The 20139-nt window shown below is 46.0% G+C and carries 19 protein-coding genes; 12 read left to right on the top strand and 7 right to left on the bottom strand.

From position 1 onward, the window contains the following. Nucleotides 1-333 precede the first annotated feature (333 nt). The gene (locus AB6E30_RS11050) at nt 334-873 is read left to right on the top strand and encodes a PadR family transcriptional regulator (RefSeq protein ID WP_372055001.1); all 540 of its coding nucleotides are present in this window, start codon (nt 334-336) and stop codon (nt 871-873) included. Between the two features lie 124 nt (nt 874-997). On the opposite strand, the gene metF is transcribed toward AB6E30_RS11050, so the two are convergent. From metF to AB6E30_RS11035, 3 genes are all read right to left on the bottom strand, one after another. After that, the gene (metF, locus tag AB6E30_RS11045) at nt 998-1897 is read right to left on the bottom strand and encodes a methylenetetrahydrofolate reductase (RefSeq protein WP_004729683.1); all 900 of its coding nucleotides are present in this window, start codon (nt 1895-1897) and stop codon (nt 998-1000) included. A gap of 297 nt (nt 1898-2194) precedes the next feature. Further along, a complete protein-coding gene (locus AB6E30_RS11040) occupies nt 2195-4606 on the bottom strand; it encodes a bifunctional aspartate kinase/homoserine dehydrogenase II (protein WP_372103607.1) in 2412 nt (803 codons plus the stop codon). Between the two features lie 2 nt (nt 4607-4608). Next, nucleotides 4609-5790, bottom strand: coding sequence for an O-succinylhomoserine (thiol)-lyase (locus tag AB6E30_RS11035; protein ID WP_017063681.1), 1182 nt, complete (start codon nt 5788-5790; stop codon nt 4609-4611). Nucleotides 5791-5998: 208 nt separating this feature from the next. On the opposite strand from AB6E30_RS11035, the gene metJ reads away from it, so the two are divergent. Next, complete coding sequence (metJ, locus tag AB6E30_RS11030) at nt 5999-6319, top strand: met regulon transcriptional regulator MetJ (RefSeq protein ID WP_004415993.1); 321 nt, start codon at nt 5999-6001, stop codon at nt 6317-6319. A gap of 184 nt (nt 6320-6503) precedes the next feature. On the opposite strand, the gene AB6E30_RS11025 is transcribed toward metJ, so the two are convergent. Both AB6E30_RS11025 and rpmE read right to left on the bottom strand, forming a co-directional pair. Then, entirely contained in the window at nt 6504-7811 is a 1308-nt protein-coding gene (locus tag AB6E30_RS11025; RefSeq protein ID WP_017063680.1) for a malic enzyme-like NAD(P)-binding protein, read from the bottom strand. Nucleotides 7812-8145: 334 nt separating this feature from the next. After that, nucleotides 8146-8364 carry a 50S ribosomal protein L31 gene (rpmE, locus tag AB6E30_RS11020; RefSeq protein WP_004737142.1) on the bottom strand — a complete coding sequence of 73 codons (219 nt, stop codon included), beginning with the start codon at nt 8362-8364 and terminating at the stop codon, nt 8146-8148. 333 nt (nt 8365-8697) lie between these two features. On the opposite strand from rpmE, the gene priA reads away from it, so the two are divergent. The 3 genes from priA (at nt 8698) to AB6E30_RS11005 (ending at nt 12806) form a co-directional block, all read left to right on the top strand. Next, a complete protein-coding gene (priA, locus tag AB6E30_RS11015) occupies nt 8698-10899 on the top strand; it encodes a primosomal protein N' (protein WP_102393043.1) in 2202 nt (733 codons plus the stop codon). Between the two features lie 240 nt (nt 10900-11139). After that, nucleotides 11140-12144: a DNA-binding transcriptional regulator CytR gene (gene cytR / locus AB6E30_RS11010; protein WP_017061147.1), complete on the top strand. Its 1005-nt coding sequence runs from the start codon at nt 11140-11142 to the stop codon at nt 12142-12144. 122 nt (nt 12145-12266) lie between these two features. Further along, nucleotides 12267-12806, top strand: a complete 540-nt coding sequence (locus tag AB6E30_RS11005) for an SPOR domain-containing protein (RefSeq protein ID WP_017061148.1) — start codon at nt 12267-12269, stop codon at nt 12804-12806. A 108-nt stretch (nt 12807-12914) separates the two neighbouring features. Here AB6E30_RS11005 and AB6E30_RS11000 read toward each other — a convergent pair whose 3' ends face one another. Beyond that, nucleotides 12915-13175: a hypothetical protein gene (locus AB6E30_RS11000; RefSeq protein ID WP_017061149.1), complete on the bottom strand. Its 261-nt coding sequence runs from the start codon at nt 13173-13175 to the stop codon at nt 12915-12917. Between the two features lie 298 nt (nt 13176-13473). Here AB6E30_RS11000 and hslV point away from each other — a divergent pair, with 298 nt between their 5' ends. The 4 genes from hslV to rraA all read left to right on the top strand — a co-directional run bounded on the left by hslV (nt 13474) and on the right by rraA (nt 17086). After that, the gene (gene hslV, locus AB6E30_RS10995; protein ID WP_004729692.1) at nt 13474-14022 is read left to right on the top strand and encodes an ATP-dependent protease subunit HslV; all 549 of its coding nucleotides are present in this window, start codon (nt 13474-13476) and stop codon (nt 14020-14022) included. A gap of 58 nt (nt 14023-14080) precedes the next feature. Beyond that, nucleotides 14081-15421, top strand: a complete 1341-nt coding sequence (hslU, locus tag AB6E30_RS10990) for an HslU--HslV peptidase ATPase subunit (protein ID WP_017061150.1) — start codon at nt 14081-14083, stop codon at nt 15419-15421. 155 nt (nt 15422-15576) lie between these two features. Continuing rightward, a complete protein-coding gene (locus AB6E30_RS10985) occupies nt 15577-16494 on the top strand; it encodes a 1,4-dihydroxy-2-naphthoate polyprenyltransferase (RefSeq protein ID WP_372103604.1) in 918 nt (305 codons plus the stop codon). 73 nt (nt 16495-16567) lie between these two features. Then, complete coding sequence (rraA, locus tag AB6E30_RS10980) at nt 16568-17086, top strand: ribonuclease E activity regulator RraA (RefSeq protein ID WP_017077596.1); 519 nt, start codon at nt 16568-16570, stop codon at nt 17084-17086. A 112-nt stretch (nt 17087-17198) separates the two neighbouring features. Here the strand turns inward: rraA and zapB are convergent, their stop codons facing one another. After that, entirely contained in the window at nt 17199-17441 is a 243-nt protein-coding gene (gene zapB / locus AB6E30_RS10975; protein ID WP_008219652.1) for a cell division protein ZapB, read from the bottom strand. 324 nt (nt 17442-17765) lie between these two features. Here zapB and glpX point away from each other — a divergent pair, with 324 nt between their 5' ends. The 3 genes from glpX (at nt 17766) to AB6E30_RS10960 (ending at nt 20043) form a co-directional block, all read left to right on the top strand. Then, the gene (gene glpX / locus AB6E30_RS10970) at nt 17766-18773 is read left to right on the top strand and encodes a class II fructose-bisphosphatase (protein ID WP_017061153.1); all 1008 of its coding nucleotides are present in this window, start codon (nt 17766-17768) and stop codon (nt 18771-18773) included. Nucleotides 18774-18952: 179 nt separating this feature from the next. Continuing rightward, the gene (locus AB6E30_RS10965; protein ID WP_017063674.1) at nt 18953-19573 is read left to right on the top strand and encodes a metalloregulator ArsR/SmtB family transcription factor; all 621 of its coding nucleotides are present in this window, start codon (nt 18953-18955) and stop codon (nt 19571-19573) included. A gap of 122 nt (nt 19574-19695) precedes the next feature. After that, nucleotides 19696-20043, top strand: a complete 348-nt coding sequence (locus AB6E30_RS10960; RefSeq protein WP_017061155.1) for a DUF3135 domain-containing protein — start codon at nt 19696-19698, stop codon at nt 20041-20043. Nucleotides 20044-20139 lie beyond the last annotated feature (96 nt).

Below are 20139 nucleotides of genomic sequence, written 5' to 3'. Positions count from 1 at the left end.
AAAAAAGAACAAAAGGTCGCCACGTGCGACCTTTTTATTTTGCAAAATAACCACTAGTGAGTATTTTGCCAGTTTTTTGGGTTATTTTGTCCATGTATTCTACTTTATGCTTATTATTTAGATATACTACTGCTCCGCTGCGGAAACACTCCAAAAAAATAATCTGCAGCAACTTGACCAATAAACTGGTCAACCTAGGTGATAAACGGCTTTGTAAGGTGACATAACCAACCGATGAGTTGGTGCTACTTAGACATAACCAATATAACGTGCCATTAGAAGCACACTTGTTGTTTAAGTATTTGTTTACTGTTTACCATTTGGATTTCAGACATGTCATTACCACACGTAATTCTAACCGTTTTAAGTACACGCGATGCTACTGGTTACGATATCACAAAAGAATTCTCCGCAAGCATTGGTTACTTCTGGAAAGCTAGCCATCAACAAGTTTACCGCGAGCTAAATAAAATGGCTCAGAACGACCAGGTAACTTGCGTGCTTGAGCCTCAAGAAGGCAAACCTGATCGTAAAGTTTACTCTATCACTGATGCTGGCCGTGGCGCGCTAGGTGAATGGTTTGAACAACCAACTGCACACCCAACCGTTCGTGACGAGTTCTCAGCTAAGCTAATGGCTTGTGCTGTACAACCTTCTGACGCTTACCGTTTACAACTTGCTGAGCTAGTAGAAGAGTCTCGCAAACTGGTTTCTCACTACAAAGAAATCGAAGCAGCTTACTACGCAACGCCATCGACACTAGACAAGCAAGCACGCCTTGAGCGTCTAACACTTCGTCGTAACCTACTTATCCGTGAAGCATGGATTGTATGGGCTGAAGAAGTACTGCTTGAACTTGGCGCTCTAGCTTAAGTTAAGCTAGAAAAGCAAAAGGCTTGAACTCTATGAGTCCAAGCCTTTTTTGTATCTATAGGATTTGAAATGTTACTGCCAGAGGCTTTTTACAAGTGCTTAGGCTTTACTTCTTAGACTTTTCTTACAGCGCAGCGACTTGCGGACGAACACCTAGCGTATGGCAAAGTGCATAAGTCATTTCTGCACGGTTTAGCGTGTAGAAGTGGAAATCTTTCACACCTTCACGGCTCAGTGTACGAACCATATCAATTGCTTGGCTAGCACCAACAAGCTGACGAGTCGTTGGATCATCATCCAAACCTTCAAACTGCTTCGCCATCCAGCCCGGTACTTTTACGTTGTTCATCGCAGCAAAGCGAGATGCTTGCTTGAAGTTAGAAACCGGTAAGATGCCCGGAACAATCTCCACATCCACACCTGCCGCTACACAACGGTCACGAAAACGTAGGTAGCTTTCTACATCGAAGAAGAACTGAGTGATTGCACGGTTAGCACCCGCATCCACTTTACGCTTTAGGTTAATAAGATCAGATTGAGCGCTTTTTGCTTCAGGGTGAACCTCAGGGAATGCCGCTACTGAGATATCAAAATCGTGGCGAGATTTAAGTAGTTCAACTAAATCAGATGCGTACATCTCTGGCGCGCCGCCGCCTGCTGGAATGTCACCACGCAGCGCAACAATACTCTCGATACCATTTGCCCAGTAATCGTCAGCGATTTGAATCAGCTCTTCGCGGCTCGCATCAATACACGTTAAGTGAGGTGCCGCCACTAGGCCAGTTTGGTTTTTAATTTCTTTAATGATTGAGTGGGTACGATCACGTTCACCCGAGTTTGCACCGTAAGTTACCGATACAAATTTTGGTTGAAGTGTTTTAAGACGGTGAACAGAATTCCACAGGGTCTCTTCCATCTTCTCACTGCTCGGTGGAAAAAACTCAAATGACACATTGATGTTGTCAGAAAGCTCAGCGATATTCTGATTTAAAGCGTCGATATGACTAGCGTGTGTGTATCCCATCTTACTCTCCCTGTGGCAAAAGCAACCACTAAAAACTCAAATCCTTAAACGACGTTTAGACGTCTATATGTCTGTAGAATGTATTGAATACGATTTAATGTCAACAGATCCATTATGAATTTTTCTCAAGTAGATCGTGAGTAAAACTCAAGTCGTTAAATGGGTCGCAAAGCAGAAATAATGTAGAAAAAAGGCTGAAAAACACATCGTGCTTTCAGCCTTATTTATCTTAGTGAATAGTATGCTATTTACGCATTAAAACAATTGATCTGAGTATTAAACCAACCGATCTGAGTATCAGAACAGGCTAGACATTCTGTTTAGGTCAGATTGAATTGCACCTGCCGTTACTTCACGACCGGCACCTGGGCCACGAATAACCAATGGATTATCTTTGTACCATTTGCTCTCAATCGCAAAGATGTTGTCGCAAGGCAACAAGTTCGCCAGAGCATGTTCTTTCGACAGTGCTTCAACGCCTACGGTTGCCTTACCGTTCTTCTCCAAACGCGCTACGTAACGCAGAACTTTCTGTTGAGAGTGCGCTTTCTCTAAACGCTCAGCCAGCTCTTCGCTCAGTACAGAAGCTTTGTCGAAGAAGTCATCCACAGATAGATCTTGCAGCTCTGCAGGTACGAGCGATTCCACTTTTACGTTTTCAGGCTCGATATCCAAACCAGATTCACGCGCCAGAATCACCAGCTTACGCATCACGTCTGAGCCATCTAGGTCAGCACGAGGGTCAGGTTCCGTAAGGCCTTGTTGCCATGCTAAGTCAACCAACTCGCTGAACGGCACGGTGCCATCAAACTGTTGGAACAACCAAGACAACGTGCCCGAGAAAATGCCAGACAACGCAATGATGTCATCGCCACTTTCACGTAGGTCACGTACCGTGTGGTTAATCGGCAATCCAGCACCCACTGTCGCGTTGTACAACCAATGACGGCTGATCTTAGCGAAAGCATCTTGTACTTGATGGTAATACTCGCTCGATGCAGAACCTGCCACCTTGTTCGCCGAGATTAGGTGAATACCTTGTTGTGCGATTTGCAGATACTTTGCTGCAAGCACTGGGCTCGCAGTCACATCCAGAACCACTGCTTCGTCATAACCTTGAATAGAGCCCAAACGCTCTAACCAGTCGTTACCATTGTTAGCAATAGATTCGTCGTCAAAGCGCTTACCTACCGAAGTCGCATCAATGCCTTGATCGTCGAACCAATAGGTTTGGCTATCAACCACGGCAACCAATTCAAAGTTCATTCCACGGCGCTTTTCAAGTTCCGCTTTTTGCTCAGCAAACAGGCTTAACCAGCTTGAACCAATATTGCCCTTACCACACAAGGCAATCGCAACACGCTTCTGCGCTTGGAACAGTTGAGAGTGAATGCCTTTCACTAGGCTTGATGTTTCACTCTTACGAATCACAGCCACCAAGCTTAAGCCAGAGTTCGCTTCTGAGATGAACTCAACCGGCGAGCTCTTAAGCTGCTGGTAGAAGCCGTAGCAATGATTCGGGTTCTTAGTCACACCTGCACCCACTGCAGCAATCAGAGAGAAACCTTCTTTTAGCTTAATTTCCGCTTCAATCGCATGATCTTGGAGATATTCTAATGCACCACCAGCGATCTCTTCCGTATAGGCAAGACGCAAGCAGTGTTGATCCGGTTCAAGCTCATAAGCAAGCGGCTCAAGTTGAGCACGCTTAAGCCCTTCAAGCACTTCACTCTCTAGACGGTCGAAATCATGGCCGTGACCAAAGGTCAGCTGCACGATAAGCACTTCATCCAGAGAGGTAATGATTTTTGCGCCACGACCCGATGCCAGTACACGCTCGATCTGTGTAGAGCCCGCCTCCGGCTGATAGCTGCAGCGTAAGCTGAGATCCATAGCACTTTGAGCCACAGGCTGTAGCGTTCGGCTGTGAAGCACTGGAGCCGCTAGACGAGCGAGTTCACTGGCTTCATCAAGGCGAAGTAGAGGCAGTAGACACGCATCTGAAACCAGACGAGGGTCAGCGCTGTAAACGCCCGCCACATCACTCCAAATCGTCACGCGTTCAACTTCAGCCAAAGCACCAATCACGGTTGCTGAGTAATCCGAGCCGTTACGGCCAAGTAGAACCGTTTCACCCTCAGTGTTTTGAGCCATAAAGCCAGTAATCACGACGCGGCAATGTGCATGCTGCGCCAAGGCTTCTTTAATCAGAGGATAAGAACGTGCACGGTCAACTTCAGGCTGAGCGCCCACTTCTGCACGTAAAAAAGCACGCGCATCTTGAGCAACAGCTTGTAAATCATGCTGGCACAACAAAGCCGCGAGTAGACGTGAAGACCAAACCTCACCGTGTCCAAGCACTTTTGCTTTTTGTGCTTCGCTCAAGGGAGCCGTTAGCTCACCCAAAGCGGTAAATTCTTGTTGAATGGTTGCAGTAAGTTGTGCGGCTGATTCACCCTCAAGCAGTGCTTCAATCAGATCGAGTTGGAACTGACGAAGTGCTTGTAGGCATTCATGGGCAATACGACCATCTTTGTCGAGCGCTTCAACAAATTCAATCAAACGGTTGGTTGTTTTGCCTGCTGCCGATACCACCACCAAATCAGATGCTGATGAGTATTCTCTAAGAATGTTGACCACGCGTTGGTAACATTCAGGATTCGCTAAACTGCTGCCACCAAATTTATGTAGCTGGCGAAAGGTTGCCATTATTAACCCTCCCCTTCAGCGATAAAGCGCTGTGTTCTTTCAAACGCTTGCTTGAGGTCATCGATTAGGTCTTCTGCATCTTCAAGGCCAACAGATAGACGCAGTAGTTGCTGAGAAACACCCGCTTCTGCTAAGGCTTCTTCACCCATCGCGCGGTGAGTCATCGACGCAGGGTGACAAATCAGGCTTTCAACACCGCCCAATGATTCTGCCAAAGAAAACAGCTCTAACTTATCAACAAAGTATTTAAGCGCCTCGAATGAGCCCGCAAACTCAAAACTGAGCATGGAACCAAAGCCCGATTGCTGTTTCTTCGCGATATCATGACCCGGATGTTCAGGAAGGCTTGGGTGGTAAATAGTGCCAACAAGATCTTGTTGCTGCAGAGACGCTAGAATTTCACGTGAGCTTTCTTCGTGAACTCGCATACGCGCACCTAGCGTACGAATACCACGTAAAGTCATGTAGCTATCAAATGGTGTGCCGGTCGCACCAATACAGTTGCCCCACCATGCTAACTCTTCAGCGTGTTCTTCTGTCTTAGTGACCACAACGCCACCAATAACATCTGAGTGTCCATTGATGTACTTAGTGGTTGAGTGGATAACAAAATCAGCACCCAGCTCTAAAGGCTTTTGGAACACAGGTGTCAAAAACGTGTTGTCGACAGCAACCAGAGCACCAACCTCTTTCGCTTTACGGCAAGTTTCTGCAATATCAACCACGCGAACCAGTGGATTCGATGGGGTTTCAATTAAGATCAACTTTGGCTTAAGCGCGAGCGCCGCATCCAGCGCTGCTTGATCCGATTGATCAACGAACAGAACTTTGAAGTCACCTTTTAGCGAGCGAGTGTTAAACAGACGGTAAGTACCGCCGTAGCAATCGTGCGGTGCAATAATAAGATCATCGCCGCCTAAGAAAGCCGAAACCCATAAGTTAAGCGCCGAAGTACCACAGTTAGTCACAACCGCGCCTTTGCCTGATTCAAGCTCAAACAGTGCCGTCTCTAATAAACCGCGGTTTGGGTTACCAGAACGGGTGTAATCGTACTTTGGCACTTCACCAAAAGCGGGAAACCCATAGTTAGTCGAAAGATAAATGGGTGGGACAACGGCATGGTGTTGCGTGTCTGACTCGATACCAGTACGTACTGCGATTGTTGCTGGCTTCCGGCTGCTCATAGGTGCTTCCTTACAAGTTTTGCGTCTGAGAATCACAGCGGCTTGTCGGCATTTTGCGGCTGTGTTAGATATATGTTATTCACTTTACTTTCATAAACGTGAGACGTCAACACTTCTAGACGTCTATATGTCTTTGCTTATGGCAGTAAATCCCGCTAAAATCACCACTATTAATTTATTCTAACAACTAAAGTGATGAAGGTACGCAATGGCCGACTGGAATGGTGAATACATAAGCCCATATGCTGAGCATGGAAAGAAAAGCGAACAAGTAAAGAAAATTACAGTTTCTATCCCTCTAAAAGTGTTAAAGGTTCTTACTGACGAGCGTACTCGCCGCCAGATTAACAACCTACGCCATGCAACAAACAGTGAGCTACTGTGCGAAGCCTTTCTACATGCGTACACAGGCCAACCACTACCAACGGATGAAGACCTTCGTAAAGACCGCCCAGACGATATTCCTGCTGAAGTGAAAAAACTGATGACAGAGATGGGTATCGAGTTCGAAGCGTTTGACGAAGAATAAAAACAACTCAGTCACTGCCTTCATTATTGATTCGCTCTAGCTGAACCCTATTGATCACATCACGCATAGTTTTATATGATTGCGCTGTGAATGATAGACATAAAAAAACCGACTCCAGATGAGTCGGTTTTTTATTATTCTTTTGCGCTCAATAGAGCAGTCGCTATAAAACTATAACAAGCTATTAAGCCATGTAGTTAGCAGGCATCTCGATACGAGCTACGCCAGATTCAACAGCCGCTTCCGCAACTGCTCGTGCTACGCGAGGAAGTAGACGTGGGTCCATTGGCTTAGGAATGATGTAACCCTTACCGAACTCCAGTGCAGTCTCGCCCGCAGCTGCTAGTACTTCAGCTGGAACTTCTTCTTTCGCCAGTTCACGAATCGCTTTAACCGCCGCTAGCTTCATTTCGTCATTAATTTCGCTCGCACGCACGTCTAGTGCACCACGGAAAATGAATGGGAAACAAAGTACGTTGTTTACTTGGTTAGGGTAATCACTGCGGCCTGTACCCATGATTAGGTCAGAACGAACTTCGTGTGCAAGCTCAGGCTTGATCTCTGGATCTGGGTTTGAACATGCAAACACAACAGGCTTATCAGCCATCAGCGTTAGTGCTTCAGCAGGCAGTAGATTCGGCCCCGATACACCCAAGAACAGGTCAGCGCCTTCGATAACATCTTCAAGCGTACGCTTATCAGTGTTATTTGCGAACAGCTCTTTGTATTCGTTGAGGTCATCACGACGAGTGTGGATCACACCTTTACGGTCAAGCATGTAGATTTTTTCACGCTGAGCGCCACACTTAATCAGTAGTTCCATACAAGCAACCGCCGCTGCGCCAGCACCTAAACAAACGATCTTACACTCTTCAAGTTTCTTACCTTGAAGCTCGATCGCATTCAGCATACCCGCTGCCGTTACAATCGCTGTACCATGTTGGTCATCGTGGAATACCGGAACATCACAACGTTCAATCAGGCGACGTTCAATCTCAAAACAGTCTGGTGCTTTGATGTCTTCCAGGTTAATACCGCCGAATGTATCTGCGATATTCGCAACTGTATCAACGAACTCATCGATTGTGCGGTGTTTTACTTCAATATCGATAGAATCTAAACCAGCAAAACGCTTAAACAGGAGCGCTTTGCCTTCCATAACAGGTTTAGAAGCAATAGGGCCAAGGTTACCTAGGCCAAGAATCGCTGTACCGTTAGAGATAACTGCAACCATGTTGCCTTTACCTGTGTACTTATAAACGTTATCAACGTTCTGTGCGATCTCGCGAACAGGCTCAGCCACGCCTGGGCTGTATGCAAGTGCTAGGTCTTCTGCAGAGTTTGCAGGCTTCGTCAGTTCTACGGCAATTTTGCCTGGAATTGGGAACTCATGGTAATCAAGAGCTTGCTGACGGAATTGTTCTTGAGGCGATAACGATTTTTCAGATGATAACGCTTGAGAGGATTGAGCTTGGCTGCTGTCTTCAGACATAGGTGTAGGTTCCTAGGATATTATTATTTGGGGGATCTTGTTCATGTTAATGGATGTACTTCAAAGTTCCTAGGTGGTTGAAGCCTCTGTCTCATTAAAAAACGAGATTTCACTACTAATAAGACCAGTGAGCAGTTGAAATTACTATCGCTTGTTGAAGTTTCGTGCTGAATTTTGGTGAAGAGAGATACGCAAGGAATTGCCCTGAAATAGAATAGAGAGGCAACTTATCGTTGGGTGAGAGTGATGCTTGAATAGAAGTCAGTGCTTTCTCAAATTACAGGCAACAAAAAAGGACACCGAAGTGTCCTTTTTCATGTCTAAATAGCGAGAATTACTTCTTGCTAGAAAGAGCACCGAAACGCTTGTTGAAGCGATCAACACGGCCGCCAGTATCTACGATACGTTGCTTACCAGTGTAGAACGGGTGACATTTGTCACATACGTCTAGGTGGATTGATTCTTTTGCTAGCGTTGAGTTGAACTCAAATGTGTTGCCGCAAGAACAAGTTGCAGTAACTGCTTTGTATTCTGGGTGGATTCCAGCTTTCATGGGATAACCTCAAGTAGGCCGTGTCGCTATACGATTCTAAGCCGCACACCACACGTAGTTTAAAAAAAGAAATAAAGACACCGCATCGACACAAAAGAGTGATGAAGCCATACCTTTAAGGCGCAGTATAGTAATGAATCTATAAAGCAGGATCAACTGATTTGATACATTTTTCGCCAATATCGGCGTTATTTCCTTTGCTGGCTGTGATTCTTGGCTTGGCCCCAACCTCACCCGCTTCTCTGCCACATCACATTCAAACTGCTTCTCGAATTTAACCGCCTTATCCTTTAGACTGTTCGCTCTCGTCAATTCAGATAAAGCCGTCCCTTTATGCGTCCAATGATTGCCCGTGTGGCGCTGCCTGTTCCACTCGACAAGCAGTTCGATTACAAGATTCCAAACCACCTATTCCCGATTATTGGTGGTCGCGTCTCTGTGCCTTTTGGACGACAAACCTTAACTGGGATTGTCACGGCTCTGGTTAACGAATCAGAATTCGAGCTAGATAAGCTCAAGCCAATAAAAGCGCTATTGGATAACCAACCTGTTTGGCCGGAATCTGTCTATTCACTATTAATGTGGTGCAGTCAGTTTTATCAGTACCCTCTTGGCGAAACCTTTGCTAACGCCCTTCCGAGCGCTCTAAGAAAAGGCAAAGCCGCCGACTTCGCGACGCTGGTTGAGTGGCAGTTAACGCCATCAGGCAAAGACCAACTGATGCAAGGTTTTGGTCGCGCGGTCAAGCAAGCCAAAGTGATGCACATGCTTGAACACGGCCCGGTTCCTCATCAAGAGTTCATTGATGAAGAAGTTGGCAGCGCCGTACTCAAAACGCTAGAAGAGAAAGGCTGGATTGAATCGGTAGAGAAAAAGCCGAAGCGCCAACCTTGGCCAGTTGAACTTGAGAATGACCAAGACAAACCTAAGCTCAATGCCGAACAAGCCATCGCGATTGCGACCGTAAATAGCCAAACCGACTTTGGTTGTTTCCTGTTAGAGGGCGTTACTGGCTCAGGTAAGACCGAGGTTTACCTGAATATGATTAAGCCGATTCTCGATCAAGGTAAACAAGCGTTAGTACTCGTGCCTGAGATTGGCCTCACCCCTCAAACGATTAACCGCTTTAAACGACGCTTTAATGTGCCTGTTGAGGTTATCCACTCAGGTTTAAACGATTCTGAGCGACTGAATGCTTGGTTATCGGCGCGTGATAAAATAGCGGGCATCGTGATTGGTACCCGTTCGGCTCTGTTCACGCCGTTTGCGGATCTGGGCATTATCATTGTCGATGAAGAACACGACGCCTCTTATAAACAACAAGATAGCCTGCGCTACCATGCTCGAGATGTGGCGATCATGCGTGCTCATAAAGCGCAGATTCCAGTTGTGTTAGGCTCGGCGACTCCGGCCTTTGAAACACTGCACAACGCTCAAATAGGTAAATACAGTTATCTCACCCTGACTTCACGTGCGGGTGTCGCACTGCCGACCACCAATAAGGTGTTGGATGTTAAAGGTGAATATCTAGAAAGTGGTTTGTCTGCGTCGTTAATTGCAGAGATGCAAAGACACCTCAAAGCAGGCAACCAAGTGATGTTGTTTCTCAACCGCCGAGGATTTTCTCCGGCATTGATGTGTCACGATTGTGGTTGGACAGCCGAGTGTAAACGTTGTGATGCTTACTACACCTATCACCAATACAGTAATGAGATGCGCTGCCACCACTGTGGTTCTCAGCAGCATATCGTGCACAACTGCCAAGGTTGTGGGTCTGTGAACTTGGTGACAGTGGGTGTCGGTACCGAGCAGTTAGAAGCTCAACTTGGTCAACTATTCCCGGAATACAAAACCATTCGTATTGACCGCGACAGCACCCGCCGTAAAGGCAGCTTAGAAAGCGCGCTCGAGTCGATTCGTAAGGGTGAATTCCAAATTCTTATCGGCACGCAGATGCTTGCTAAGGGTCACCATTTCCCTGACGTGACACTTGTGGCGTTATTGGATGTGGATGGCTCTTTATATAGTAGTGACTTCCGTGCCTCTGAACGTCTTGCCCAGCTATTCATCCAAGTAGCGGGACGCGCAGGACGAGCAAGCAAACCCGGTGAAGTGATCTTACAGACTCACCACCCAGAACATGGGTTGTTGCAAGCCTTGCTTCACAAAGACTATAACCACTTTGCTCAGACGGCGCTGGCAGAACGTAAGCAGGCAATGTTACCGCCTTATACCTTTATGACTCTGTTTAGAGCAGAAGCCAATGACACTCGCTTGGTGGAAGAGTTCTTGCGTCAGGTTCGTCACACATTGGAATCGCACCCGCTGTTTGATCAATATTGTATGGTGCTAGGACCAACCCCAGCCCCATTAGCAAAACGAGCAGGCAAATCGCGCTGGCAGTTAATCTTACAGACTCAAACTCGCTCGTTAATGCAGAAGCTATTAATGAGCGCTAAGCCGGCAATTAATATGTTACCCGCCGCGAAAAAAGTTCGTTGGTCACTCGACATAGAGCCGCAAGATTTGAGCTAAACCCACTTGGGTTAAAACTAACGATAAGTTTGTTCACAAATATTTCATATTTATCGTGAGCAACTTCACACTAGTCATGTGATTTTTGTTAATCTAGCCGTAACTTTACACGGATTAAACGAATAAAATATTGCAATAAAAAAAGTGTTAGCAACACTTTCATAATATCTATTCGATTACATTTATTATTCACGCCTTAGATGCTTAGGCGGCAAAGGAACTTAAAAGAGGGTTTAATTTATGGCGACAATGAAGGATGTTGCCCAGCTAGCAGGCGTCTCAACAGCCACGGTATCACGTGCATTGATGAACCCTGAGAAAGTCTCAGTTTCGACTCGCAAACGAGTGGAAACAGCAGTACTTGAAGCTGGATACTCACCCAATACATTAGCTAGAAACTTACGTCGCAACGAATCAAAAACCATCATCACTATTGTTCCTGACATCTGTGACCCTTATTTCGCCGAGATCATTCGTGGTATCGAAGATGCCGCAGTAGAAAATGATTACCTTGTTCTACTGGGTGATAGCGGCCAGCAAAAGAAGCGCGAGTCTTCGTTTGTTAACTTAGTTTTCACCAAACAAGCCGACGGCATGTTGCTGCTGGGTACTGACCATCCGTTTGATGTCAGCAAACCTGAACAAAAGAATTTACCGCCGATGGTAATGGCGTGTGAGTTTGCCCCTGAGCTTGAACTGCCTACGGTACACATCGATAACCTGACCTCTGCCTTTGAAGCGGTGAACTACCTAGCTCAGTTAGGTCATAAGCGTATTGCTCAAATTTCAGGACCAGTATCGGCAACACTGTGTAAGTTCCGCCAACAAGGCTACCAGCAAGCGCTGCGTCGCGCCGGAGTCTCAATGAATCCAGCCTATAGCACGGTCGGTGACTTCACCTTTGAAGCGGGCGCTCAAGCGGTTCGTCAATTACTGGCACTTCCTGAACAACCTACAGCTATCTTCTGTCACAACGATGCGATGGCGATTGGTGCGATTCAAGAAACGAAGAAGCTGGGCTTGCGCGTTCCTCAAGACCTATCGATTGTCGGCTTCGATGACATCCAATTCGCTCAATACTGCGATCCACCGCTAACCACCATTTCTCAGCCTCGTTATGAGATTGGACGCCAAGCGATGTTGATGATGCTTGATCTATTAAAAGGCAACGATGTGCAAGCAGGTTCGCGTCTGCTTGAAGCTAAATTAGTGGTTCGAGGCAGTACAGCGCCACCTCGAATATAACCCTTAGAAATACCCTTATAAATCTGCGGCACATTTTGATGTGCCGCTTCCATTTCTGCACTATTATCCTCGCGCAATCTGGATTACCATGAGGGCAGAATCAGCAACTATTGAATTGTCTTGTGGCTAATAGAGATTATGTAAAGCGCGGTCGTGGCACGAAAAAACCGACCAAAAAACAAGCCCCTCGCCGTAAACCTTGGCGCAGTGGTCTTTTGGCGATCCTCCTTGCCGGTGGTTTTGGTTACGGACTTTACCTATTGAGTAATGATCCTGAGCCGCCTGCACCAACGCCTGTGGCAACCAAACCAAAACCTAAGCCAAAACCAGCGAAAGTGATTCCGCCGCCTCCTGAAGAGAAGTGGGACTACGTTGAAACGCTGCCAAGCCGCGAGATTGAAGTAAAAGCCAAAGAGCAACAGATCTCTAAGATCCCTTACATCATGCAGTGTGGCGCTTACAAAACCTCGTCGCAGGCAGAAGCACGTAAGTTGGATATTGCCTTCCAAGGTATCTCAAGTGAGATCCGCAAGAAAGATGGCAGTAGCTGGTACCGTGTGGTTTTAGGGCCATACAAGTTGAAGCGTGACGCAGAACGCGATCGCCATAAGCTGCAACGAGCGAAAATTGAACCTTGCGCTATTTGGAAAGACGGGTCTTAATCAACTCAATATATAATAGGGGGAAGAGGATTCCCCCTATTGCTGTTTGAAAGCGTTCAATAGTTCATCGCACAAGCAATACCAGTATGTTAATCAAAAGAGTGCGTTTTAACGAAACTGAGGTACTTGTTCGTAGTACTCAAGCCCAAAGTCAGTCAGGTAGACCTGCTCCTTATTTATCTCGATGTAACCAAAAAAATCCAAGTGCGCTAAAACGTTAGGAAATGGACGTTTAAGAAAAACGTTAACCGAGTTTTTTAGATGTTCTGTTGAACACTCGCCCGCCTCCTGATACATCAGATGATGCAGTATAGACAGCTCATCCAGATCCATATCTCTATTAAAAAAACTGATATTGTCACTATTCATCACACTACTCCTTATGCAGTGAATACCACTGATTAGTGAACATCATTCCTTATAAATCAAACAAAAAGTGTTAACCATTTCACGTTAGAAATTTGTTTTATCTTTTTTTATATTTATCACAAACTATTAACCCACCAACCCTTGCCACACATAGGCTCAACAGGTAATGGATATTTGAAATAACTGGTAACATTTAGTTTTTTTGATATGACATACCATTAAAAGTGGCACTTGAATTCATGATAGTGGAGCCACATATAAGTAGTAACCATAAATAATAATCAAAAGAGGTCGACTCGTGACTACCATTGTATCTGTACGTCGTAATAATAAAGTCGTCATCGCGGGTGATGGACAAGTATCTCTGGGCAATACAGTAATGAAGGGCAACGCCCGTAAAGTACGTCGCCTATACAACAACAAAGTACTGGCCGGTTTTGCTGGCGGTACGGCTGATGCTTTCACGCTATTCGAAAAATTTGAAAGCAAGCTGCAAATGCACCAAGGCCATCTCACCAAAGCGGCAGTTGAGCTAGCGAAGGATTGGCGTAGCGACCGTGCTCTACGTAAGTTAGAAGCACTGTTAGCAGTAGCGGATGAGACCGCTTCACTGATCATCACAGGTAACGGTGACGTAGTTCAACCTGAGAACGACCTGATTGCGATCGGTTCGGGCGGAAACTTCGCTCAAGCAGCCGCTACTGCACTATTAGAAAATACTGATTTAGATGCGCGTGAAATCGCAGAAAAGTCGCTGAACATTGCAGGCGACATCTGTGTCTTCACCAACCATCACCACACTATTGAAGAACTAGAAAGCACCGTTGAGCTGCCAAAGCCAGAGTAACGACCGCTTCCATCAATAACGTTGTATTCAACAGTGATTAAAGAATTAAGGAAAAACCATGTCTGAGATGACTCCTCGCGAAATTGTTCACGAACTCAATCGCCACATTATCGGCCAAGACAACGCTAAGCGCTCAGTGGCTATCGCTCTTCGTAACCGCTGGCGCCGTATGCAGCTTGAAGAAAGCCTACGTGTTGAAGTATCGCCAAAAAACATCCTGATGATTGGCCCAACGGGTGTAGGTAAAACTGAAATCGCTCGCCGCCTAGCGAAATTAGCAAACGCGCCTTTCATCAAGGTAGAAGCGACTAAGTTCACCGAAGTGGGTTACGTTGGTAAAGAAGTTGAAACCATCATCCGTGATCTAACGGACGTTGCGATCAAGATGACGCACCAACAAGCGATGGAAAAAGTACAATACCGCGCTGAAGAACAAGCTGAAGAACGCATTCTTGATGCCCTTCTACCACCAGCGCGTGATGCTTGGGGTCAGAACGAGCAATCAACTGAAGATACAACCTCTTCAAACACTCGTCAGATTTTCCGCAAGAAACTGCGTGAAGGTAAGCTAGATGACAAAGAGATTGAAGTTGATGTAGCCGCACCGCAAATGGGCGTTGAAATCATGTCACCTCCAGGCATGGAAGAGATGACAAACCAGCTGCAAGGCATGTTCCAAAACCTAGCGGGCGACACCAAGAAAAAGCGTAAGATGAAAATCAAAGACGCATTCAAAGCACTGACGGAAGAAGAAGCTGCGAAGCTTGTGAACCAAGAAGAGCTGAAAGAGAACGCGATCTTCAACGCTGAAAACAACGGCATCGTATTCATCGATGAGATCGACAAAATCTGTAAGCGTGGCGACAGTTCAGGCCCAGATGTATCTCGCGAAGGTGTTCAGCGTGACCTACTGCCTCTTATCGAAGGCAGCACAGTATCAACCAAGCACGGTATGGTTAAAACTGACCACATCTTGTTTATCACATCAGGCGCATTCCAAGTGGCTAAGCCATCTGACCTGATCCCTGAGCTACAAGGTCGTCTACCAATCCGCGTAGAACTTGAAGCACTATCAGCACATGACTTCAAACGCATCCTAACTGAGCCAAAAGCATCTCTAACAGAGCAATACATTGCCCTAATGAAAACAGAAGATGTCAACATTGAGTTCACTGAAGATGGCATCAACCAGATTGCGGACGCAGCATGGCGCGTAAACGAAACCACTGAGAACATCGGTGCGCGTCGTCTACACACAGTGATGGAGCGTCTAATGGATGAGATTTCATTCGAAGCAACAGACAAAGCTGGCAGCAAGCTAGTGATTGATGAAGCTTACGTAACATCGAAACTTGGCGAATTCGTTGAAGACGAAGACCTAAGCCGCTTCATCCTGTAGCACACCAAACTCTAACTTATTGCTCTATCTCAAAGAAATAGCAGCTAATAAGCGAATTCAAGGCCCACTTTCGAGTGGGCTTTTTATTACCCGAAAAATGGGCGTATACTCAAATCACAGTATGAAACGAAGACTTACAAAGAATTAGACCTACGATGAAACAATCTCTACTGATCTGGCTTGATGCCGCACGACCAAAAACTCTGCCTCTCGCACTTGTCTCTATTCTTACAGGAAGTAGTTTAGCGTTCGCCGGTGGTCAGTTTTCTTTATCGATAGCCCTACTGGCATTTTTAACCGCCACCCTATTACAGATTTTATCGAACCTAGCCAATGACTATGGCGACGCCGTAAAAGGCACAGACAACGAAAATCGTCTGGGGCCAACACGTGCCATGCAATCTGGCGCGGTAACAGCGAAAACCATGAAGCAAGCGATCATCCTCAACATCGTGTTTACTATGGTCGCTGGGCTGATTCTTATTTTTCATGCCTTAACCTCAATTGAAAGCATCTTATCTTTCATCGCGTTAGGTGTATTAGCCATAATGGCTGCCATCGCTTACACCGTGGGCAATAAACCTTATGGTTATATTGGCCTTGGCGACTTATCGGTATTTATCTTCTTCGGTTTGTTAGGCGTTTCAGGCACATACTTCCTACACACTGGTCATGTTGAGCCAAGCCTATTTCTTCCGGCCTTAGGCTGTGGATTAATGGCGGTTGCGGTACTCAACATCAACAACATGCGTGATATAGAGAACGATAGCGAATGTGGTAAGCGCACCATGGCGGTTCGCCTAGGGCAACGCAAAGCCAAGCACTATCATTTTGCACTGCTTGGTCTCGCCCTTGCTTCTTTCGCTATCTACCTACTGATTCAAGAAAAACCGGTCTGGATAAGCCTGCCGTTTTTATTGAGCATTGTTATTGTTTACAAACATGGCAAGGCCGTTTGGGAAACCGAAAAACCAGCGCAGATTGCACCAATGATGCCAGTGATTGTGAAATGCTCACTGGTCACTAACCTATTGTTTGCAGGGGTTGTCGTAGCTCAAACTCTATTGAGTTAAATGAGACTAATCATTGCAAAGGGATCAAGCACCGATATACTCAAAGTAAGCTCATTGTTCAAAAGGTATACTAATGGAATACAACACTTCAGCACTGTGCGACATATATTTGGATCAAGTTGATGTCGTGGAGCCCATGTTCAGCAACTTCGGTGGACGTGCATCCTTCGCAGGACAGATCACAACATTAAAGTGTTTTGAAGACAATGCTTTGATTCGCTCCGTATTAGAGCAAGATGGTCTGGGACGTGTGTTGTTAATCGATGGTGGCGGCTCACTACGCAAAGCGCTGATCGATGCTGAGATTGCCCTACTTGCCGAAGACAATGAGTGGGAAGGTATTGTGGTTTACGGCTGCGTTCGTGAAGTCGATGAGCTAGAAGACATGAACATTGGTATTCAGGCTTTGGCTTCAATCCCTGTTGGTGCGAGCCAAGAAGGTGTCGGCGAATTGGACGTACCGGTCAACTTTGGCAGCGTGACCTTCTTACCGGAAGATTACCTCTACGCAGACAACACCGGTATTATTCTTTCGGCAGAGCCTCTAGATGTAGAACTTGATCTGGATGTTGAAGAAGAAGAGGTCGAGTAACTCTCACTCAGCTTCAAATAATAAAACAAACCATAAGAACACGAAGCATAAGAATACAAACAAAAACGCCCGCTACTGAGTAGCGGGCGTTTTTTTAAATCTGAAGAGTCGATTACTCTACTTCATCCATTTTACCAAGAAGGTTACGGATGCGATCTTGCCATGCTGAATGCTCTTCCTGCATTTGCTGAGTTTTTTGCTCTAGCTCGTGACGGCTTGCTTTAAGCTCACCAGCTTCTGTTGCTAGTGCTTGTTTCTCTTCTTTAAGCTCTTCCACTTCCATTTGAAGAAGTGCAATTGTATCTACTGCTGTTTGAATTTTTGCTTCTAGCTGCTCTAGTACTTCAAAAGACATTCTGGCCTACCTTTAAGTTATCCGTTTGATGGTGAAGGTTCACTCCACTTATTTCCCCATTCTACTCAGCAGAGCAAGGATAAACACTCAATATATTCGATATTTTGCGCCATTCGATGAAAAAAACAGCACTTTTTACCGAATATTGACGTGAACGATTACCGCCACAACGGCAAACCGATTATTTTGATGAATAATAACTGTTTTCCACTGCGAATTGATCGAGAGCAATCTCCAAAAAACAAAAAGGCAAACGTTTCCTTTTGGATATGGTAAAATTCGTCGCGAAATTTCTATTCCCCCTTTGAAAATTTTGGAGTCCGCATGAAACGCGATTTAGCAATGTCATTCTCTCGTGTCACAGAAGGTGCAGCACTAGCTGGTTACAAGTGGCTTGGCCGTGGCGATAAAAACGCTGCAGATGGCGCTGCTGTAGAAGTAATGCGTAGCCTATTAAACAAAACCGAAATTAGCGGTGAGATTGTTATCGGCGAAGGTGAAATCGATGATGCACCTATGCTATACATCGGCGAAAACGTAGGTGTGGGCGGCGACGCTGTCGACATCGCAGTTGACCCAATTGAAGGGACACGCATGACAGCAATGGGCCAATCAAATGCATTGGCTGTATTGGCTGCGGGCGAAAAAGGCAGCTTCCTTAAAGCGCCTGATATGTACATGGAAAAGTTGGTTGTTGGCCCTGGCGCTAAAGGCGTGATTGACCTAGAACTGCCACTAACAGAAAACCTAGAAAACATCGCTAAAGCACTAGGTAAAACACTTGATACTCTAGTCGTAACCACGCTTGCTAAGCCTCGTCATGATCAAGTCATCGCCGACATGCAAGCAATGGGCGTTCGTGTATTTGCTGTGCCAGACGGTGATGTTGCGGCTTCTATCTTAACCTGTATGCCAGACAGTGAAGTAGACGTCATGTACTGCATCGGCGGCGCACCTGAAGGTGTGGTCTCGGCGGCGGTAATTCGCGCACTCGACGGCGACATGCACGGTCGTCTTCTACCTCGCCACGAAGTGAAAGGCGACACAGAAGAGAACCGCAAGCACGGTGAACTTGAACTTGAGCGCTGCGCAGAAATGGGCGTAACGGCGGGTATCGTATTGAAGATGGAAGACATGGCACGCAGCGACAACGTTGTATTCTCAGCAACAGGCATCACTAAGGGTGACTTGCTAGAAGGTATTTCTCGTCAAGGTAATATCGCAACCACAGAAACCCTGCTTATCCGTGGCCGCTGCCGTACAATTCGCCGCATCAAATCTATCCACTACCTAGAGCGTAAAGATCCAGAAGTAGTAGGTCATATCCTGTAAGCCTAAATTCGGTGAAACAGAATATTCCAAGGCTGATACCTAGTATCAGCCTTTTGTTTTATTAGCGCACCAGAATCTGACCATGGCAGCCAATAGAGTAAATTATCATCAATATAGTAAATGGTTTGCTTTATAAACACCTTGCCTCATAATAGTAAGGTTCATTAGGTAGGGATAGTATGAAAACAAGCGACAGAATCTTACAGACCATTAAGCGTCAAGGCGCGGTAACCGCGAAACAACTGTCAGAAGAATTTGGCATGACGACAATGGGGGCAAGGCAACATCTGCAAAGCCTGGAAGATGACGGTATTCTTGCGTTTCATGATGTGAAAGTGAAAGTGGGTCGCCCGACTCGCCACTGGTCCCTGACTCAACAAGGTCATAACCAATTTTCAGACCGACATGGTGAACTCACCATTCAAGTGATTGATGCTGTCGAGAATCTATTTGGTAAAGAAGGGCTGGCTAAGGTTGCTGCCGAGCGTGAACAACACACTCTTAAGCAGTATCAAACTGCGCTGTCTGGCTGTGATTCACTCATCAGCAAGCTTAAAAAACTCACCCAGCTTCGTGAAGACGAAGGCTACATGGCTGAGCTTCAAGAGCATGATGATCACTACATCTTGATTGAGAACCACTGCCCTATCTGTAAGGCTGCAACTCGCTGCCCTAGCCTGTGCCAATCTGAGCTCAACGTGTTTACTGAGTTACTAAAAGATGAGTGTCACGTGAGCCGTACAGAGCACATCATTGCTGGCGAACGACGCTGCACTTACACCTTAACACCCGCCCTTTGATTGCAAAGGTAATCGGCTAATACCGTCTCAATATTGAGAAAATACAAATAGATTAAAATTTGTACAGATTTCTTTCTTAAGCTTAGAGCATATGAAACACGCTTAATGCTAAGGAAGGAATGATGGCGCATCCACAACCCGCTCAAAAACTGCCACCCTTTGATGAACTTGTCCAACTCGCGAAAAGCGACCCGAAAGCATTCAATCAATTCAAACACGAGATGTGCGAACAGATGATTTGTTCGGCTTCAGACGTGATGCAAGACCGACTTCGTGCGCAGCAAAGTCACATCGACTTAGTGGTTAGCCGTTGTAAAAACCCACACCACGCCAATGTCGTACTCATGCAAGAGCTGCGCTGTCAGGTCTGTAAGTTCCAAGATGCACTCGAAGGGCGCTGCGGCTTTGAAGAATCTCTGCCTGAAAATGTCGTGCCTTTTAAGCCGAATACCGAACCTAAAATGTACTGAAATTAGCAAAGCACTAAAAAGAAAAAGGGAGCGTAATGCTCTAATGCCGATCAGTTAAAGCCAAAGCGATCGGTTGAAGGATCCTTCAGAGCTGTC

The sequence above is a fragment of the Vibrio sp. 10N.247.311.12 genome (assembly GCF_041467515.1).
Taxonomy (GTDB): Bacteria; Pseudomonadota; Gammaproteobacteria; order Enterobacterales; family Vibrionaceae; genus Vibrio; species Vibrio crassostreae_C.
Note: the sequence above shows the minus strand (reverse complement) of the source record. Positions and strands in the feature narration are given on the sequence as shown.